The sequence below is a fragment of the Streptomyces sp. CB02056 genome (assembly GCF_001905545.1).
Classification (GTDB): domain Bacteria; phylum Actinomycetota; class Actinomycetes; order Streptomycetales; family Streptomycetaceae; genus Kitasatospora.
In genome coordinates this window covers 104968-121827 of the sequence record NZ_LIPD01000013.1, presented here as the reverse complement: position 1 = coordinate 121827, position 16860 = coordinate 104968, and the positions used below count along the sequence as shown (strand labels likewise).

General features: G+C 72.6%; 17 protein-coding genes. 7 read left to right on the top strand and 10 right to left on the bottom strand.

Features of this window, described 5'->3' with window-relative positions; genetic code table 11:
* The first annotated feature begins 372 nt into the window (after nucleotides 1-372).
* The 4 genes from AMK13_RS31085 to AMK13_RS31070 all read left to right on the top strand — a co-directional run bounded on the left by AMK13_RS31085 (nucleotide 373) and on the right by AMK13_RS31070 (nucleotide 6147).
* Nucleotides 373-1662, top strand: a complete 1290-nt coding sequence (locus AMK13_RS31085; RefSeq protein ID WP_049655706.1) for a PTS transporter subunit EIIC — start codon at nucleotides 373-375, stop codon at nucleotides 1660-1662.
* A 386-nt stretch (nucleotides 1663-2048) separates the two neighbouring features.
* Nucleotides 2049-3326, top strand: coding sequence for a PTS transporter subunit EIIC (locus AMK13_RS31080; protein WP_049655708.1), 1278 nt, complete (start codon nucleotides 2049-2051; stop codon nucleotides 3324-3326).
* Between the two features lie 464 nt (nucleotides 3327-3790).
* Nucleotides 3791-4864, top strand: a complete 1074-nt coding sequence (locus tag AMK13_RS31075) for an LLM class flavin-dependent oxidoreductase (RefSeq protein WP_074005050.1) — start codon at nucleotides 3791-3793, stop codon at nucleotides 4862-4864.
* On the top strand, nucleotides 4861-6147 hold the full coding sequence (locus AMK13_RS31070; protein ID WP_074005049.1) for an LLM class flavin-dependent oxidoreductase: 1287 nt from the start codon (nucleotides 4861-4863) through the stop codon (nucleotides 6145-6147). Before AMK13_RS31075 ends, AMK13_RS31070 begins: the two co-directional genes overlap by 4 nt.
* A gap of 36 nt (nucleotides 6148-6183) precedes the next feature.
* On the opposite strand, the gene AMK13_RS31065 is transcribed toward AMK13_RS31070, so the two are convergent.
* From AMK13_RS31065 to AMK13_RS31055, 3 genes are all read right to left on the bottom strand, one after another.
* Nucleotides 6184-7503 carry an LAETG motif-containing sortase-dependent surface protein gene (locus AMK13_RS31065; protein ID WP_074005048.1) on the bottom strand — a complete coding sequence of 440 codons (1320 nt, stop codon included), beginning with the start codon at nucleotides 7501-7503 and terminating at the stop codon, nucleotides 6184-6186.
* Between the two features lie 240 nt (nucleotides 7504-7743).
* Nucleotides 7744-8490 (bottom strand): MBL fold metallo-hydrolase, encoded by a 747-nt coding sequence (locus AMK13_RS31060; RefSeq protein ID WP_074005047.1) that lies wholly within the window; start codon nucleotides 8488-8490, stop codon nucleotides 7744-7746.
* Nucleotides 8491-8736: 246 nt separating this feature from the next.
* Nucleotides 8737-8928, bottom strand: a complete 192-nt coding sequence (locus AMK13_RS31055; RefSeq protein ID WP_079272642.1) for a MarR family transcriptional regulator — start codon at nucleotides 8926-8928, stop codon at nucleotides 8737-8739.
* 198 nt (nucleotides 8929-9126) lie between these two features.
* Between AMK13_RS31055 and AMK13_RS31050 the strand changes: the two genes are divergently transcribed.
* Nucleotides 9127-9576 carry a type II toxin-antitoxin system PemK/MazF family toxin gene (locus AMK13_RS31050; protein WP_074005138.1) on the top strand — a complete coding sequence of 150 codons (450 nt, stop codon included), beginning with the start codon at nucleotides 9127-9129 and terminating at the stop codon, nucleotides 9574-9576.
* 3 nt (nucleotides 9577-9579) lie between these two features.
* On the opposite strand, the gene AMK13_RS31045 is transcribed toward AMK13_RS31050, so the two are convergent.
* The 7 genes from AMK13_RS31045 to clpS all read right to left on the bottom strand — a co-directional run bounded on the left by AMK13_RS31045 (nucleotide 9580) and on the right by clpS (nucleotide 14492).
* Nucleotides 9580-10548: a PLP-dependent cysteine synthase family protein gene (locus AMK13_RS31045; RefSeq protein ID WP_049654320.1), complete on the bottom strand. Its 969-nt coding sequence runs from the start codon at nucleotides 10546-10548 to the stop codon at nucleotides 9580-9582.
* Between the two features lie 76 nt (nucleotides 10549-10624).
* On the bottom strand, nucleotides 10625-10903 hold the full coding sequence (locus AMK13_RS31040; protein WP_030242903.1) for a MoaD/ThiS family protein: 279 nt from the start codon (nucleotides 10901-10903) through the stop codon (nucleotides 10625-10627).
* 118 nt (nucleotides 10904-11021) lie between these two features.
* Nucleotides 11022-11141 carry a putative leader peptide gene (locus AMK13_RS46345; protein WP_310593142.1) on the bottom strand — a complete coding sequence of 40 codons (120 nt, stop codon included), beginning with the start codon at nucleotides 11139-11141 and terminating at the stop codon, nucleotides 11022-11024.
* Between the two features lie 138 nt (nucleotides 11142-11279).
* Nucleotides 11280-11711, bottom strand: coding sequence for a Mov34/MPN/PAD-1 family protein (locus tag AMK13_RS31035; protein ID WP_074005046.1), 432 nt, complete (start codon nucleotides 11709-11711; stop codon nucleotides 11280-11282).
* 53 nt (nucleotides 11712-11764) lie between these two features.
* Nucleotides 11765-13264, bottom strand: a complete 1500-nt coding sequence (locus AMK13_RS31030) for an amino acid permease (RefSeq protein ID WP_241853104.1) — start codon at nucleotides 13262-13264, stop codon at nucleotides 11765-11767.
* 269 nt (nucleotides 13265-13533) lie between these two features.
* Nucleotides 13534-14106 carry a DUF2017 domain-containing protein gene (locus tag AMK13_RS31025; protein WP_074005045.1) on the bottom strand — a complete coding sequence of 191 codons (573 nt, stop codon included), beginning with the start codon at nucleotides 14104-14106 and terminating at the stop codon, nucleotides 13534-13536.
* 92 nt (nucleotides 14107-14198) lie between these two features.
* Entirely contained in the window at nucleotides 14199-14492 is a 294-nt protein-coding gene (gene clpS / locus AMK13_RS31020) for an ATP-dependent Clp protease adapter ClpS (RefSeq protein ID WP_049654313.1), read from the bottom strand.
* A gap of 139 nt (nucleotides 14493-14631) precedes the next feature.
* Here clpS and AMK13_RS31015 point away from each other — a divergent pair, with 139 nt between their 5' ends.
* Nucleotides 14632-15966, top strand: coding sequence for a nicotinate phosphoribosyltransferase (locus tag AMK13_RS31015; RefSeq protein WP_049654311.1), 1335 nt, complete (start codon nucleotides 14632-14634; stop codon nucleotides 15964-15966).
* Between the two features lie 248 nt (nucleotides 15967-16214).
* Complete coding sequence (locus AMK13_RS31010) at nucleotides 16215-16805, top strand: isochorismatase family protein (protein WP_074005044.1); 591 nt, start codon at nucleotides 16215-16217, stop codon at nucleotides 16803-16805.
* The last annotated feature ends 55 nt before the right edge of the window (nucleotides 16806-16860 follow it).

Sequence of the window (16860 nt, the reverse complement as noted above, 5' to 3'; positions counted from 1 at the left end):
TTCGGCGGCTCTGCCGGGTGCCGTCCTGCGCTGGTGCTGGGTGTCCCTCGACCGTCGTGCGGTGAGGTGCGTGCCGGTGGCTGACGCGGGTTCGGCCGCGGTCGGCCTGCGAGCGGCGCGACCAGCATCACCCGTGCCGGTCCGGTCCGCCACGTTAGTCCACTTTCGGCCCATTCCGGCGGGCAGGCTCCGGATCGCCGCCCGAGGATGACGATCAGCGGGGCTCGCGCCTCCGGAGTGCGACCTGCGTCAAGTGGTCTACACCAATATATGTGTACTCCGACGAACGCGGGAACGGCCCCGGGTGTTCCCGAGCCCTGCCCGAGGGTCCCGCCGGGCCCCCGGCAGGCAACTGCTCTCGGAGGGCGAAGGATGAGTTCGGCAGGCGCCACGGCCCCGCAGGCCAAACGATGGCACATCTTCTACGGCGGCCTCCAGAAGATGGGCCGCTCCCTGCAGCTCCCGGTGGCGGTGCTCCCCGCCGCGGGCATCCTCAACCGCCTCGGCCAGCCGGACGTGTTCGGCAAGGACGGCCTCGGCTGGGACAACGTCGCGAAGGTCTTCGCCTCCGCCGGCGGCGCGCTGCTCGACTCCTCCTTCGGCCTGCCGCTGCTGTTCTGCATCGGCGTCGCGATCGGCATGGCGAAGAAGGCGGACGGCTCGACGGCGCTCGCCGCCGTGGTCGGCTTCCTGGTGTACTACAAGGTCCTGCACGCCTTCCCGGAGAGCTGCAAGCCGCCGACGGTACTGGTCAGCGACCAGTGCGTGGACTACAGCTCGGCGAAGGCGGCGGCCGCGACGTTCCAGAACCCGGGGGTGCTCGGCGGCATCCTGATCGGCCTGATGTCGGCCTGGCTGTGGGTGCGGTTCCACCGCACCAAGCTGGTCGACTGGCTCGGCTTCTTCAACGGCCGCCGCCTGGTGCCGATGATCACCGCGCTGGTCGGCATGCTGACCGCCGTGGTGGCGCTCTGGGTCTGGCCGCCGATCGGCCGCGGCCTGAACGACTTCTCGCAGACCCTCTCCGACCTGGGCGCGGGCGGCGCCGGCATCTTCGGCCTGTTCAACCGGGCCTTGCTGCTGATCGGCATGCACCAGCTGCTGAACACCTTCGTCTGGTTCCAGTTCGGGGAGTTCACCAGGCCGGACGGCGCGATCGTGCACGGCGACATCCCGCGCTTCCTGGCGGGCGACCCGACGGCCGGACAGTTCCAGTCCGGCTTCTTCCCGATCATGATGTTCGCGCTGCCGGCCGCCGCGCTCGCGATCGCGCACTCGGCGAAGCCGCACCGGCGCAAGGAGATCTACGGCCTGATGCTCTCGGTCGGCCTGACCTCCTTCGTGACGGGCGTCACCGAACCGATCGAGTACTCCTTCGCCTACATCGCCCCGGCCCTGTACGCCGTGCACGCGCTGCTGACCGGCGCCTCGATGGCGGTGACCTGGGGGCTCGGGGTGCACGACGGGTTCAGCTTCTCGGCCGGCCTGATCGACTACGTGATCAACTGGGGACTGGCCACCAAACCGTGGCTGATCATCCCGATCGGCCTCTGCTTCGCCGTCGTGTACTACGCGCTCTTCCGGTTCATCATCGTCAAATTCAACCTGAAAACTCCCGGCCGGGAGGACGAGGCCGAGGTCGAGGACGTCACCAAGGCCTGAACCCGGGCGTCACCCGAGTTATCCCCGCAAAGGCCTCCGGACCACCGGTCCGGAGGCCTTCGGCATTTCCGAAAGCCCGGCCGACCGGGCCCAACGCGCCTGGCAGGGCCCACCGGAGCACGCTGTGCTTTTGTTGCGCGATTAGCCAAAATCGATTTTGTTGCGCAGTCGGCCAAAATCCCAATCGCGGTCGCTACCATGATCGCCATTCGGTAAGTAGGTTTCGATTTCATAGCGCTTCCCGGCGACACCGCTTTCCGGGGTTCCTCGACTTCTCCACCCGTGCTACAAAACTGGTCTACACCACGTGTGGTGTAGACCAGTTCGCGGTTCGGCCCCTGTGCCTTCCCCCCGACCGACCGCCATGCCGTTAGGAACCCACCCCCATGAGTCAGTCTGCGCAGGCACCGGCGCCCGCCACGGCTCCGGCCTCACCCAGCCCCGCCAAGAAGTTCGGCCAGAACCTCCTCCAGGGTCTGCAGAAGATCGGTCGCAGCCTCCAGCTGCCCATCGCCGTGCTCCCCGCAGCCGGTCTGCTGATGCGTCTCGGCCAGGACGACGTGTTCGGCAAGGACGGCCTCGGCTGGGACAAGGTCGCCGCGGTGTTCAACACCGCCGGCACCTCGGTCTTCGACGCTCTGCCGATGCTCTTCGCGGTGGGTATCGCGATCGGCTACGCCAAGAAGGCGGACGGCTCCACCGCCCTCGCCGCCCTGGTCGGCTTCCTGGTGTACAAGAACGTGCTCACCGCGTTCCCGATCACCGAGTACAAGATCCTCCCCGGCAAGGACGAGGCGGCCACCTACCAGAACCCGGGTGTGCTCGGCGGCATCGTGATCGGCCTACTGGCCGCGGTGCTGTGGCAGAAGTACCACCGCACCAAGCTGGTCGACTGGCTCGGCTTCTTCAACGGCCGCCGCCTGGTCCCGATCATCATGGCCTTCGTCGGCACCGCCGTCGGCGTCTTCTTCGGTCTGGCCTGGGGCCCGATCGGCGACGCCATCAAGAGCCTGAACGACACCCTGATCGGCGCCGGCGCGTTCGGTGCGGGCGCCTTCGGCCTGGTCAACCGCGGCCTGCTGCCGGTCGGCATGCACCAGTTCGTGAACTCCTACGCCTGGTTCCAGACCGGTGACTTCACCAAGCCCGACGGCACCGTCGTGCACGGCGACCTGACCCGCTTCTTCGCCGGCGACCCGACCGCCGGACAGTTCATGTCGGGCTTCTACCCGATCATGATGTTCGCGCTGCCCGCCGCCGCGCTGGCCATCGCCCACGCCGCCAAGGCGCACCGCCGCAAGGCCGTCACCGGCATGATGGTCTCGCTGGCCCTGACCTCCTTCGTGACCGGTGTCACCGAGCCGATCGAGTTCGCCTTCGTCTTCATCGCCCCGGTCCTGTACGTCATCCACGCGCTGCTCACCGCCGTCTCGATGACCGTCACCTGGGCGCTCGGCGTGCACGACGGCTTCACCTTCTCCGGCGGCCTGATCGACTACGCGCTGGCCTGGAACAAGGCCACCGACCCGTGGATGATCATCCCGCTCGGCCTGGCCTTCGCCGCGGTCTACTACTTCCTGTTCCGCTTCGCGATCACCAAGTTCGACCTCAAGACCCCCGGTCGCGAGGACGACGACGAGATCGAGGACGTCACCAAGGCCTGACGCCCGCGTCACCGCCCGCTCCCGAGGCCCCGCCCCGCCGCTGCTCCCCCAGCGGCGGGGCGGGGTCTTCGGCGTACCCGGGCACGCCCACGCGGCTCCGGCGGCTCCCCGACCGGACTCCCGCCGGACTCCGGCGGGCTCAGGCGGGCTCAGGCGGGCGGAAACGACGGTTGACGAACCGCCGGACGCCCTGGTCAACTGAAGCGGTGAACGCCTCGTGCCCGCTGGTCACCCGCAGCCACATCGACTTCGGTCGCGTGTGGTCCGCGGCGTGTCGCGGCTGAGCTGACCGTTCCCCCACCGCCGCCCGGCTGACGTCCCGCCCGGCGCCGGTCCTCCCTCCCCCGCCCGTACGGGCTCCGCCCGCGGGCCGCCACCGCGCTCCGGCGCGCCCCCGCGCACCCGTGTCCCCGTACGGGTGCGCCGGTGCCCGCACGCGTCCGCACGAGGAAGCCAGGCTCACCATGCCCCGCCAGTTGCACCTGTCCGCAGCCCTCGACAGCCCCGGCCGTCTCGACGCCGGGCACTACACCGCCCTCGCCCGCCTCGCCGAGCGGGCCACCCTGGACTTCGTCACCCTCGACGACTCCTTCGCCGCCCAGCCGAGCCGCCCCGACGCGCTCGCCACCCTCGCCCGGACCGCCCCGCTGACCGGCCGGGTCGGGCTGGTGCCGACCGTCACCACCACCCACACCGAGCCCTTCCACACCTCGATCTCGGTCAACACCCTGGACTGGGTGAGCGAGGGCCGGGCCGGCTGGCTGGTCGGCGTCTCCACGACCGAGGCCGAGGCGCGGGCCTTCGGCCGCCGCCCCGTCGCCGCCGAGGACGAGCTGTGGGCCGAGGCCGCCGACGCCGTCGAGGTGGCCGCCCGGCTCTGGGACAGCTGGGAGGACGACGCGGAGATCCGCGACACCGCCACCGGACGGTTCATCGACCGCGACAAGCTGCACTACATCGACTTCGAGGGCCCGCGCTTCTCCGTCCGCGGCCCGTCCATCACCCCGCGCCCGCCGCAGGGCCGCCCGGTGGTCGTGGTGCCCGTCGCCGCCGCCGACCTCGCGCCGGACGCCTCCCCGGGCGGGCGGGCCCGGGTCGACGCCGCGATCCGGCACGCCGACGTCGTCCTGCTCGACGCCCCCGACCGCGCCACCCGGCTGACCGCCGCCACCGAGCTGCGGCTGCGGGCCGGCGAGAACCTGCGCGTCCTCGCCCGGCTCGACGCCGACCTGTCCGCCCTGCCCGACCGGGCCGCCGACGAGCGGCTGCTCGCCGAGCTCACCGCGCCCGGCACCGGCGTCGACGGCTTCCACCTCTCCCCCTCCGACCCGTCGCGCGACCTCGCCGCGCTGGCCGACCGGATCGCCCCCGCCCTGCGCGCCGCCGGACTGCTGCGCACCGGGTACACCGGCCGCACCCTGCGCGACCACCTCGGCCTGGCCCGCCCGGCCAGCCGCTACGCCGCCCGCCCCGCCGACGGCTCCCCCACCTCCCCCGCCTCCACCGCCGCTCCCGCCCTCGCCGAGGTGACCCGATGACGGACCGACCGCTCAAGCAGATCCACCTCGCCGCGCACTTCCCCGGCGTCAACAACACCACGGTGTGGAGCGACCCGGCCGCCGGCAGCCACATCGAGTTCTCCTCCTTCCGCCACCTCGCGCAGACCGCCGAGCGCGGGAAGTTCGACTTCTTCTTCCTCGCCGAGGGCCTGCGGCTGCGCGAGACCAAGGGCCTCATCCACGACCTCGACGTGGTCGGCCGCCCCGAGTCGATCACCGTGCTGAACGCGCTGGCCGCCGTCACCGAACGGCTCGGCCTGGCCGCCACCGTCAACGCGACCTTCAACGAGCCGTACGAACTGGCCCGCCGCTTCGCCTCGTTGGACCACCTCTCCGGCGGCCGCGCGGCCTGGAACGTGGTCACCTCCTCGGACGCCTTCACCGGGGAGAACTTCCGCCGCGGCGGGTACCTGGACCGCGCCGACCGCTACACCCGGGCCGCCGAATCCGTCCAGCTGGCACGGGAGTTCTGGGACGCCGGGGAGGAACCCGTCCGGCACTCCGGCCCGCAGTTCGAGGTCGAGGGCAGGCTCTCGCTGCCGCGACCGCCGCAGGGCCACCCGGTGGTGATCCAGGCCGGGGACTCCGACGAGGGGCGCGAGTTCGCGGCCGCCGCCGCCGACGTGGTCTTCTCCCGGCACTCCACCCTCGCCGACGGCCAGGCCTTCCACGCCGACGTCAAGCGCCGGCTCGCCGCGTACGGCCGCAAGCCGGACGAGCTGAAGATCATGCCCGGGGTCACCTTCGTCCTCGGCGACACCGACGCCGAGGCGGCCGAACGGGCCCGGGAGATCCGCCGGGCCCAGGTGAGCCCGCAGACCGCGATCGCCTTCCTGGAGCAGGTCTGGGGCGTCGACCTGTCCGACCACGACCCGGACGGACCGCTGCCGGCCGTCGACCCCGACCCGGACAGCGGCCTGGTCCAGGGCCGGGTCCGGCACGCCGACCCGGTGGCCGTCGCCGAACGGTGGCGGGCGGTGGCCGCGGAGAAGAGGCTGACCAGCCGCGAACTGGTGATCGAGCTGACCGGTCGGCAGTCCTTCATCGGAGCGCCCGCCACCGTCGCCGCCGAGATCGACCGCTTCGTGCAGAGCGACGCGGCCGACGGCTTCATCCTCGTCCCGCACCTCACCCCGGGCGGCCTGGACGAGTTCGTCGACCGTGTGGTCCCGCTGCTCCAGGAGCGCGGGGTGTTCCGCACCGACTACACCGGCCCCACCCTGCGGGACCACCTCGGGCTGCCCGTCCCCGGCCTGCGCTAGAGCCGTACGCCCCGCCGACGGCACGGCCGTGCGCGGTCAGCCGGTGCGGCGGCGGACCAGCACGAAGGCCCCCGCACCGACGCCGACCAGCAGCGCGCCGACGCCCGCGATCAGGCCGGTCCGGTCGCTGTCCGCACCGGTGGAGGCCAGGTTCGCGTCCACCGGCCGGGCGGCCGCGGCGGGGGCGTTGTCGGCGGACACGGCGCCGGGCTGCGGCGCGGCCGGAGCGGGGGCGGCGGGCGCCGTGGTGGTGTCGCCGGCCGGCTGGGCGACGCCCGCGCCGCCGTCCGGCTTCGGCCGCGAGCCGTCGGAGCCGGCCGGCCCGGTCGAGGGCTCGCCGGCCTTGTGGGTGCCGGTCGGGGAGGGCTTCGGCGCGGGGGCGACGACCTCGGTGGTGGCGCCCTGCGAGCACATGGTGGTGCCCCGGAAGGGCATCTCCTCGCCCTCGTTGACGAACACGCAGGGGTTCAGCGCCGTCCTGCCCAGCGGGCTGTCGGCGGGGTAGCTGACCCGGACCCGCCGGGTGGTCGAACTCTGGGGCGCCGCCGAGGAGTTGCGACCGTCCAGGTAGTGGCCCGCCACGGGCTCCGCCGGGGCCGTGACGCCCGGCACGGTGGTCCACTTCCCGTCGGCGCCGCGGACCTCGACCTTGGCGAGGCGGTCGGTGAACAGCACGTTGCCGAGGTTGGTGTAGGCGGACGGCGTCGGGTTCGAGAGCACCGCGTCGAACTCGACGGGCTCGCCGCCCGCGACGACCTCGGCCGGGACCCCGGACACTCCGTTGCTGATCCCCTCCACCTTGACCACGTGGCTGTCGGTGAGCGGCGGCTCGACCGGGGAGTCCTGCGACCAGCCCTTGACGCCGGTGCGGAAGGTGAGGCTCGGACCGGTGCCGCCGTTGGTGGCCCCGTCGTGGGGCTTGCCCATCGGCACGCCGAGCCGCAGCCGGACGTCGGTGCCGCCCGCCGGGACCACGACCTTGCCGGTGCCGCCCGCGTTGACCACCTTGTCCGCCCCGGGGCGCTCCGTCAGCTCCACCGGCAGCCAGCCGCCGGTCAGCTCGCTGAAGTAGTCGAGGCTCAGGGCGTTCGGCGGCGTCCCGAGGTCGCTCTCGATCTCGAAGTCCAGCACGACGGAGGTGCCCTGGTCACCCGGGTTGCCGAGGTGTTCGGTGAACTCGACCGGCCCGCCCGCGAAGCCGACCACCGCCGGGGTGTGCACGGTGAGGCTGAGCGGCCCGGCGGCGGCGAAGGCCGGGGCTGCGGTCACGGCGCCGCCGGCGAGCAGCGCGGCGGTCAGCGCCAGCGCCGGGGTGAGCCGGCGGGCCCGGTTCAGGGCACGGTCGGTCTTGCGCATGGGATTTCCCCCTGGATATCCGTCCCGGACCGGTACGACCGGATCCGGGCAGCACGAAGCGGGCCTGATGAGTAGTGTGATCGCGTCCGTGCCCGACGGGCCGGCCGTTCCGGCGGCGTTTCCCGCCGCTCACTCACAAGGACGTGCGGGGGGCGCGGAGGTTGCGGGTCGTCCCGAAGCATTTTTCCGGGAATCCCGCCCGACCTCGCCGGCCCACTCTCAGGCCTCGCCGGCCCGCTCTCAGACCTCGTACACCGCGCCGGCCCGGGCGACCTCGACCGGCCCGGGGTAGGCCGCCGCGGCGTCCCGCCGGTTGTGCTCGGCGTCGGTCCACGGGGGGATGTGGGTCAGGACGAGCCGGCGGGCGCGGGCCGCGGCGGCGTGCTCGCCGGCCTCGCGGCCGTTGAGGTGGACGGCCTGGTAGGTGTCGCGCCCGTCGATGTACGCGGCCTCGCAGAGGAAGAGGTCGGTGTCGCGGGCGAGTTCGACGAGTTCGGCGCTCTCGCCGGTGTCCCCGCTGTAGACCAGCGAGCGGCCGTCGTGCTCCAGCCGGAAGGCGAAGGCGTCGACGGGGTGGTTGACCTGGGCGACGTCGATCCGGAACGGGCCGAGCCGGAAGCCGCCGGGGGTGAGGGTGCGGAACTCGAACACCTCCTTCATGCCGGGGTTCTCCGGCATGTCGTAGGCGCGGGCGAGCCGCTCGGCGGTGCCGGCCGGGCCGTACACGGGCAGCAGTTCGGGGCAGCCCTCGGCGCGGTAGTTGCGGGCCACCCAGTAGGCGCACAGGTCGACGCAGTGGTCGGCGTGCAGGTGGCTGAGCAGGACGGCGTCGACGTCGTAGAGGCCGGTGTACTTCTGGAGGGCGCCGAGGGCTCCGTTGCCGAGGTCGAGGACGACGCGGTAGCCCTCGGCCTCGACCAGGTAGCTGGAGCAGGGCGAGTCGGCGGCCGGGAAGCTCCCCGAGCACCCCACCACGGTCAGTTTCATCCGAGCCCCTCCGCCCCGACACATCCTGGCTGCTGCTGGAAAACGGCATCGCCGTCCTCCACGGGCACAGCGTGGAAAACAGCATGGAAAACGGCAGGCCGGGCCCGGTGGACCGGCCGGTAGCACTGCGTTGGTGTGTCGAGGGTAAGGGCGGAGCGGCACTTTGCCCCCGTCCCCGTGCCGGGCTGTGGGCGGAATCACCAGAACGCCCGGGGCGGGGGCGCGGGCGGTTGACGGGCCGGGGGATCAGCGGCGGCGGGGCCGGTTGCGGGCCCAGCTGCGGATGGTGAACGGGTACCACCGCGGGTGGCCGCTGCCGTCGATCACGTCCGGATCGGGCAGCAGCCGGTGCCTCCGGTAGCTGCGGACGGTCTCGCGCCGGACGTTGATGTGGCGGGCGATCTCGGCGTAGGACCACAGCTCGGGGCCACGGGCCACGGGGCACCTCCGGGGGACGGGGGCGGACGTTCGTGACGCAGCCTTGCCGGGACGGCCGGGGCTCCGGGCGCAGAACGGGCATTGTGGCAGTTCCGTGACGAACCGGGAGCAATGCGCGGACAAATGCCCGGACGGGTGTCCGGCCGTCGCGGTGGTGGCGTTCACCCCCGGCCCGGTACGGTTCGCCGCATGAACGGCATGACCGCTACCTGGCTCGTCCTGTCGCTGCTGGGCGTCGCGCTGCTGGCCGCCGCCGCGGCGGCGCTGGTGCGGCGCGCCCGTCCGGCGCCGCGTCCGTCCGGGCCGGCCGGTCCGCGGCCGCGGACGGGGGCCGGCCCGCGGCCGCAGGAGGTCTGGTGGGCGCTGGTGCCGTTCGAGGACGGCCCCGGTGCCAAGGACCGCCCGTGCCTGGTGCTGCGGGTGCACGGCCGGACCGCCACCGTCGCGAAGATCACCAGCAAGCACCACGCGGAGCGCCCGGGCGTGCTGCCGCTGCCGCCCGGCGTGGTGGGCGACCGGCAGGGCCGGGCCAGCTGGCTGGAGACCGACGAGCTGCGCGAGGTACCGCTGGCGGACTTCCGCCGCCGGGCCGGCACGGTGGACCGGCAGGTCTGGGCCCGGGCGCGGAAGGTGTTGCAGGGCGGATAGGCCCTACGCCCAGAGCTGGCCCTGCAGCGCCTCGACCGCGGCCTCGGTGGACTCGGCGGTGTAGATGCCGGTGGAGAGGTACTTCCAGCCGCCGTCCGCGACCACGAAGACGATGTCCGCGCGCTCGCCGGCCGCCGCCGCCTTGCGGCCGACGCCGATCGCCGCGTGCAGGATGGCGCCGGTCGAGACGCCCGCGAAGATGCCCTCCTGCTGGAGGAGTTCACGGGTGCGGCGGACGGCGTCCGCGGAGCCGACCGAGAACCGGGTGGTGAGCACCTCGGCGTCGTACAGCTCGGGGACGAAGCCCTCGTCCAGGTTGCGCAGCCCGTACACCAGGTCGTCGTAGCGCGGCTCGGCGGCGACGATCCTCACGCCGGGGACCTTCTCGCGCAGGTAGCGGCCGACGCCCATCAGGGTGCCGGTGGTGCCGAGGCCGGCCACGAAGTGGGTGACGGTCGGCAGGTCGGCGAGGATCTCGGGGCCGGTGCCGGTGTAGTGGGCGCCGGCGTTGTCGGGGTTGCCGTACTGGTAGAGCATGACCCAGTCGGGGTGCTCGGCGGCGATCTCCTTGGCCATCCGGACGGCGGTGTTGGAGCCGCCGGCGGCCGGGGACGGGATGATCTCGGCGCCCCACATGCGCAGCAGCTCGCGCCGCTCCTCGCTGGTGTTCTCGGGCATCACGCAGACCATCCGGTAGCCCTTGAGCTTGGCGGCCATGGCCAGCGAGATGCCGGTGTTGCCGCTGGTGGGCTCCAGGACGGTGCAGCCGGGGGTGAGCCGGCCGTCGGCCTCGGCGCGCTCGATCATGTGCAGGGCCGGGCGGTCCTTGATCGAGCCGGTGGGGTTGCGGTCCTCCAGCTTGGCCCAGAGGGTCACCAGGCCGTCGGCGTTGCCGGGGACGGCGGCGGACAGCCGCGGCAGGCGGACCAGCGGGGTGTTGCCGACGGCTTCGAGCGGACTGTCGTAACGCAAGGGAGGCCTCCGGCCACGGCGGTGAGGGTGGAGAGGGATGGTTCCCCCGCCGTGGCGACGGGGGAACCGGTCAACGCTAGCGGGCGCCGCCGGCCACGGCGGGCAGGATGGTGACGCTGTCGCCGTCGGCGAGGGCGGTGGAGATGCCCTCCAGGAAGCGGACGTCCTCGTCGTTCAGGTAGACGTTGACGAAGCGGCGCAGCTCGCCGCCCTCGACCAGGCGGGCGGCGATGCCCGGGTGGCGGGCGTCGAGGTCGGTGAAGAGTTCCCCGAGGTTGCTGCCGTTGCCCTCGACGGCCTTGGCGCCGTCGGTGTAGGTGCGGAGGATGGTCGGGATGCGGACCTCGATGGCCATGGGTGCGCTCCTGTGCGAGTCGTGGAGTGGGTGGGCCGCGGCGGACGCGGCGGGGCGGGCGCCCGGGGCCCGGCGTCGCCGCGGGGCGGCGGGCCCGGGTGAGGTGGTGAAGCGGCTCTCAGCGCGAGCGCGCGGGCGTGCCGGGACAGATCGCACCGGCGTGCCGGCACAGGTCGATGTGCAGGCGCGCCACGAGGCGGGTGCCCGGGGCCTGGGTGCTCACATCGACGGAACGCATGGGCTCATCGTATAGATTCCCGGGCTCGCTTAGACATGCCCGTCTCGGGATCCGGATGTTCCCGTTCCCAGGGCTGAGACGACGACGGCCCGCCGCCCCCTCGGAGGGGTCGGCGGGCCGGGTCCGCACCAGTACCGGTCACACCGGGTAGGCCTCGACGACCTGCACGTCTTCCTCTGTGATCTCGCCGTCCACGATGCGGAACGAGCGGAACTGGTAGGGGTCCTCCTCGCCGTTGCCCTCGGCGGTGGAGACCAGGACGTAGTGGGCGAACGGCTCGGAGGCGTAGCTCACGTCGGTGCGGGAGGGGTAGGCCTCGGTGGCGGTGTGCGAGTGGTAGACGATCACCGGCTCCTCGTCCCGGTCGTCCATCTCGCGGTAGAGCTTGAGCAGGTCGCCCGAGTCGAACTCGTAGAAGGTGGGCGAGCGGGCCGCGTTGAGCATCGGGACGAACCGCTCGGGCCGGCCGCTGCCGGCCGGTCCGGCGACCACGCCGCAGGCCTCGTCCGGGTGGTCGGCGCGGGCGTGGGCCACGATCCGGTCGCGGAGTTCTCGGGTGATGGTCAGCATGCGGTCAGGATAGCCACGCCCCGGCGGCCGTCCGCCGGGTGTCCGAGGCTCGGTCAGCGGGCGTCCACGTTCCCGTCGAGGGCGTTCCCGTCGAGGGTGTTCCCGGTGGAGGCGTTCCCGGTGGGGGCGGGCGCCCCGTCCGGCGCGGCGCCGAGGACGGCCTGCGGGTCGCGGCGCTTGAGCACCTGGTAGCCGCCGACCAGCAGCAGGGCCCAGACCGGGAAGACGAACAGCGAGATCCGGTTGTCCCGGTCCAGCGCGATCAGCACCACGACCACCGCGAGGAAGGCGAGCGCGGCCCCGCTGACCCAGGTGCCCCCGGGCGCCTTGAAGGTGGGCGGCGGCAGGTGGCCGGCCCGCCAGGCCCGGCGGTAGCGGATCTGGGAGATCAGGATCATCGCCCAGGTCCACAGGCCGCAGACCGTGGCGACCGAGGTGATGTACTCGAACGCCCGCGCCGGGACGACGCCGTTGAGCACCACGCCGATGCCCATCAGCAGACAGGAGACGGTGATCGCGAAGGCCGGGGTGCGGCGGGAGTTGAGCCTGGTGAGCCGTCCCGGGGCCTGCCCGCGCAGCGCGAGGTCGCGCAGCATGCGGCCGGTGGAGTACATCCCGGAGTTGCAGGAGGAGAGCGCGGCGGTGAGCACCACGAAGTTGATGATGCCGGCCGCCGCCGGGATGCCGATCTTGCCGAAGGCGGCGACGAACGGGCTGACGCCGGGCCGGAATTCGGTCCACGGCACGAGCGAGAGGATGACCACCAGGGCGCCGATGTAGAACAGCATGATCCGCCACGGCAGGGTGTTGATGGCCCGCGGCAGGGTCTTCTCGGGGTTCTCGCTCTCGCCCGCGGTGACGCCGACGAGTTCGACGCCCAGGTAGGCGAACATGACGATCTGAAGGGTCATCACGGTGGAGCCGATGCCCTCGGGGAAGAAGCCGCCGTCCTGCCAGAGGTGGCCGAGTGACGCGGTGTCACCGGCCTTGCTGAAGCCCAGGGTCAGCACGCCGACGCCGATCAGGATCATGCCGATGATGGCGGTGACCTTGACCATGGAGAACCAGAACTCGATCTCGCCGAACAGCTTCACCGAGATCAGGTTGGCCGCGTAGAGCAGGACCAGGAAGGTCAGCGCGCTGGCCCACTGCGGTATGCCGGGCGCCCAGAACCGCACGTAGACGGCGGCGGCGGTGGTCTCCGCCATGCCGGTGACGACCCAGAACAGCCAGTACGTCCAGCCGGTCACGTAGCCGGCGAAGGGGCCGAGGAACTCCCGGGCGTACTCGGCGAAGCTGCCGGAGACCGGGCGGTAGGTGAGCAGTTCGCCGAGCGCCCGCATGATCACGAAGATCACCAGGCCGGCGACGGCGTAGGAGAGGATCAGGCTGGGACCGGAGCGGGAGATCGCGGTGCCCGCGCCGAGGAACAGACCGGTGCCGATCGCACCGCCGATCGCGATCATCTGGATCTGGCGGCTGCCGAGCCCGCGCTCGTAGCCCTCCGCATCCGGTGGAGTATCGACCCTTTCGTCGTACAACTTCTCGGCCACTGTGCACCGTCCTGGTCGGTCTCGGGGGTGGAGAAGTCGTACCACGCAGGGTTCGGATAGCGGCGCCCATCTGAGCGTTATTTGAGCATGACCTGGTATGTTTTGTCCCATTTTGATGGGAAAAGCCCCGGCTGATCGTCCATATTCTGGACAAAACGGCCGGGGCTTGCCCGGAATCGGGCAGGATCGACCCCGCAGGGCGATCCGTGCGACACGGTGCGTATACGGCGCCCCCCGCGGAGCGGTCCGCGCGGAGCGGTCCGCGCAGGTCAGTCCGCCATCGCCTCCAGCAGCGACTCCTGCAGGGCGCCCAGCCACAGGTACGCCATCACCAGCGGCTTGCGCTCGTCCTCGTCGGGCAGCTCGTAGAGGCCGTCCTCGTCGTCCTCGGTGACCTCCAGCCGGACGCCGACGGCCAGCCGCAGGTCGTTCAGCGCGCCCAGCCAGCGCAGGCAGTCCGGCGCGGCCAGCTTGAGCACCCCGCCGCCGCCGAGCCCGTCCAGCGCCCGGACGACGAACAGCGCGTCGTCCCGCTTGCGGGCCCGCAGGTCCAGCTCGGTGAAGCGGCGGAACTCCCCGGACGCGACCTCGGCCTCCTCGTCCGCCGGCCCCTCCGGGTCGCTGTAGGCGTCCGGGAAGAACCGGGCCAGCACCGGGTCGGCGGGCGCCTCGGTCGGGCCCTCGGCGAACAGCGCGGCCAGCGGGTCGTCGCCCTCCCCGCCCGGACCGGGGCCGATCAGCTCCAGCACCTGCACCTCCAGCGAGCGCAGGATGGAGGCCTCCCACTCGTCCAGCGCGATCGCCGCGCCACCACTGCCGGCGCTCTCGAACAACCCAGCCATCTGTATCGGTCAGCCCGTCTTCGTCGTCTTCGGTCGTACGGCCGGCGCCGGTCGGCCCGGTGTCAGTCGGCTCGGCGTCAGTCGGCCCGGCATCAGTCGTGCTGCAGCGTCGCCCAGAGGCCGTAGCCGTGCATCGCCTGGACGTCGCGCTCCATCTCCTCGCGGGAACCGCTGGAGACCACCGCCCGGCCCTTGGTGTGGACGTCCATCATCAGCTTCCGGGCCTTGTCCTTCGGGTAGCCGAAGTAGGCCTGGAAGACGTACTGGACGTAGCTCATCAGATTGACCGGGTCGTTGTGCACGATGGTCACCCAGGGCGTGTCCGGCTCGGTCACCGGCACCCCCTCGACCTCCGGGCGCTCGATCTCCACGGGCGCGACGCTCACCCCGGTCCTCCTCGCTGCACAGTCGTCCGTAACCACTCATGCCCCATGCTGCCATCCGGGGGACACCCGGGCGATTCCGCCCCGGCACGCTCGACGAGAAATCGTCACTCTGACGCTAAGTGGTAGTAGCATCATCCGTATGGACGCCACTTCCGTGCGAGCGGCCGCTTCGACCGCCCTGCTCACCGACCGCTACGAGCTCACCATGCTGCAGGCCGCCCTGCGCAGCGGGGCCGCGCACCGCAGCTCCGTCTTCGAGGTGTTCACCCGCCGCCTGCCGAGCGGCCGCCGCTACGGCGTCATGGCCGGCACCGGCCGGGTGCTGGACGCCGTCGAGAACTTCCGCTTCACCTCGCCCCAGCTGGACTGGCTGGCCGACCAGGGCGTCGTCGACGAGGAAACCCTGCGCTTCCTCGCCGACTACCGCTTCCGCGGCGACATCCACGGCTACCCCGAGGGCGAGGTCTACTTCCCCGGCTCCCCCCTGCTCACCGTCGAGGGCACCTTCGCCGAGGCCGTGATCCTGGAGACGGTGATCCTCTCGATCCTCAACCACGACTCGGCCATCGCCGCCGCCGCCTCCCGGATGACCGCCGCCGCCGGCGGCCGCCCGGTGATCGAGATGGGCGCCCGCCGGGCCCACGAGCACGCCGCCGTCTCCGCCGCCCGGGCCGCCTACGTGGCCGGCTTCGCCGCCACCTCCGACCTGGAGGCCGGCTTCACCCACGGCATCCCGACCACCGGCACCGCCGCCCACGCCTTCACCCTGGTGCACGACAGCGAGCGGGACGCCTTCAAGGCGCAGATCGCCTCCATGGGCAAGGGCACCACCCTGCTGGTCGACACCTTCGACCTGCGCGAGGCCGTGCGCACCGCGGTCGAGGTGGCCGGCCCCGACCTGGGCGCCGTCCGGATCGACTCCGGCGACCTCACCCTGCTGGCCCACCGGGTCCGCCGCCAGCTGGACGACCTCGGCGCCGACCGGACCAGGATCATCGTCACCTCGGACCTCGACGAGTACGCGATCGCCGCCCTGGCCGCCGCCCCGGTCGACGGCTACGGCGTCGGCACCAGCCTGGTCACCGGCAGCGGGCACCCGACCTGCGCGATGGTCTACAAGCTGGTCGCCCGGGCCGAGACCGACGGCGGGCCGCTGATCCCGGTCGCCAAGCGCGCGGCCGGCGGCAAGACCAGCATCGGCGGCCGCAAGTGGGCGGCCCGCCGGCCCGACGCCGACGGCGTCGCCGAGGCCGAGGTGGTCGGCACCGGCCCCGTCCCGGACTACCTGCGCCCGCACCTGACGCAGGTGCCGCTGGTCCTGGGCGGCGAGACCGTCGGCCGGGAACCGCTCAGCGCCGCCCGCGACCGGCACGTGCGCGCCCGCGCCGCGCTGCCGCTGTCGGCCACCCAGCTGTCCAAGGGCGACCCGGTGCTGCCGACCGAACTGGTCCTGCCGGCCGGCCCCGGCCGCTGACCGGAACCCGGGGCCGGACCACCGGACCGGCCCCGGGGCTCCCGCCCCCGCGGACGGGATGTCCCGGACCGGCCCCGGGGCTTCCGCCCCCGGGCGCCACTCCCTAGAGTCAGCCGTAGAGTTCCCCGAGTTCCCCCGGAGCTCCCCGAGTACCCCCCGCGCCCGGCACGGCCGGGCCGCGTACTCCCGAGGGCTCCCCCACCGGGGCGCCGCCTCCCGCGGGCCCCCGAGATCCGAGGATGCGAGTCATGCACCGGGCACTGATCGTCGTCGACGTGCAGAACGACTTCTGCGAGGGCGGCAGCCTGGCCGTCGCCGGCGGCGCCGAGGTGGCCGCCGCCATCACCGACCTGATCACCGAGTCCTCCCCCGGCTACCGGCACATCCTCGCCACCCGCGACCACCACATCGACCCGGGCGACCACTTCTCCGCCGAGCCGGACTACGTCGACAGCTGGCCGCCGCACTGCGTGGCCGGCACCGAGGGCGTGGGCTTCCACCCCAACTTCGCGCCCGCCGTCATCTCCGGCGCGGTCGAGGCGGTCTTCGACAAGGGCGCCCACTCGGCGGCGTACAGCGGCTTCGAGGGGCTGGACGAGAACAACCGCGGTCCGGTGGAGTGGCTGCGCGAGCGGCAGGTCGACCAGGTCGACGTGGTCGGCATCGCCACCGACCACTGCGTCCGGGCGACCGCGCTGGACGCCGCCCGGGCGGGCTTCACCACCCGCGTGCTGCTGGACCTCACCGCCGGGGTGAACCCGGAGACCACCGCCGCCGCGCTGGCGGAGCTGCGGGCGGCCGGGGTCGAGCTGGTCGGCGCGCCGGTGGTCCGTTCGTAACGGCATTCGGGGGGCGTGCCGTGCGGGCGTGTTGTGGGTGCGTGTTGTGGGTGCG

Coding starts and splice junctions, on each gene's coding strand:
- AMK13_RS31085 (WP_049655706.1), top strand. CDS start 373: ATGAGTTCGGCAGGCGCCACGGCCCCGCAGGCCAAACGATGGCACATC.
- AMK13_RS31080 (WP_049655708.1), top strand. CDS start 2,049: ATGAGTCAGTCTGCGCAGGCACCGGCGCCCGCCACGGCTCCGGCCTCA.
- AMK13_RS31075 (WP_074005050.1), top strand. CDS start 3,791: ATGCCCCGCCAGTTGCACCTGTCCGCAGCCCTCGACAGCCCCGGCCGT.
- AMK13_RS31070 (WP_074005049.1), top strand. CDS start 4,861: ATGACGGACCGACCGCTCAAGCAGATCCACCTCGCCGCGCACTTCCCC.
- AMK13_RS31065 (WP_074005048.1), bottom strand. CDS start 7,503: ATGCGCAAGACCGACCGTGCCCTGAACCGGGCCCGCCGGCTCACCCCG.
- AMK13_RS31060 (WP_074005047.1), bottom strand. CDS start 8,490: ATGAAACTGACCGTGGTGGGGTGCTCGGGGAGCTTCCCGGCCGCCGAC.
- AMK13_RS31050 (WP_074005138.1), top strand. CDS start 9,127: ATGACCGCTACCTGGCTCGTCCTGTCGCTGCTGGGCGTCGCGCTGCTG.
- AMK13_RS31040 (WP_030242903.1), bottom strand. CDS start 10,903: ATGGCCATCGAGGTCCGCATCCCGACCATCCTCCGCACCTACACCGAC.
- AMK13_RS46345 (WP_310593142.1), bottom strand. CDS start 11,141: ATGCGTTCCGTCGATGTGAGCACCCAGGCCCCGGGCACCCGCCTCGTG.
- AMK13_RS31035 (WP_074005046.1), bottom strand. CDS start 11,711: ATGCTGACCATCACCCGAGAACTCCGCGACCGGATCGTGGCCCACGCC.
- AMK13_RS31025 (WP_074005045.1), bottom strand. CDS start 14,106: ATGGCTGGGTTGTTCGAGAGCGCCGGCAGTGGTGGCGCGGCGATCGCG.
- AMK13_RS31015 (WP_049654311.1), top strand. CDS start 14,632: ATGGACGCCACTTCCGTGCGAGCGGCCGCTTCGACCGCCCTGCTCACC.
- AMK13_RS31010 (WP_074005044.1), top strand. CDS start 16,215: ATGCACCGGGCACTGATCGTCGTCGACGTGCAGAACGACTTCTGCGAG.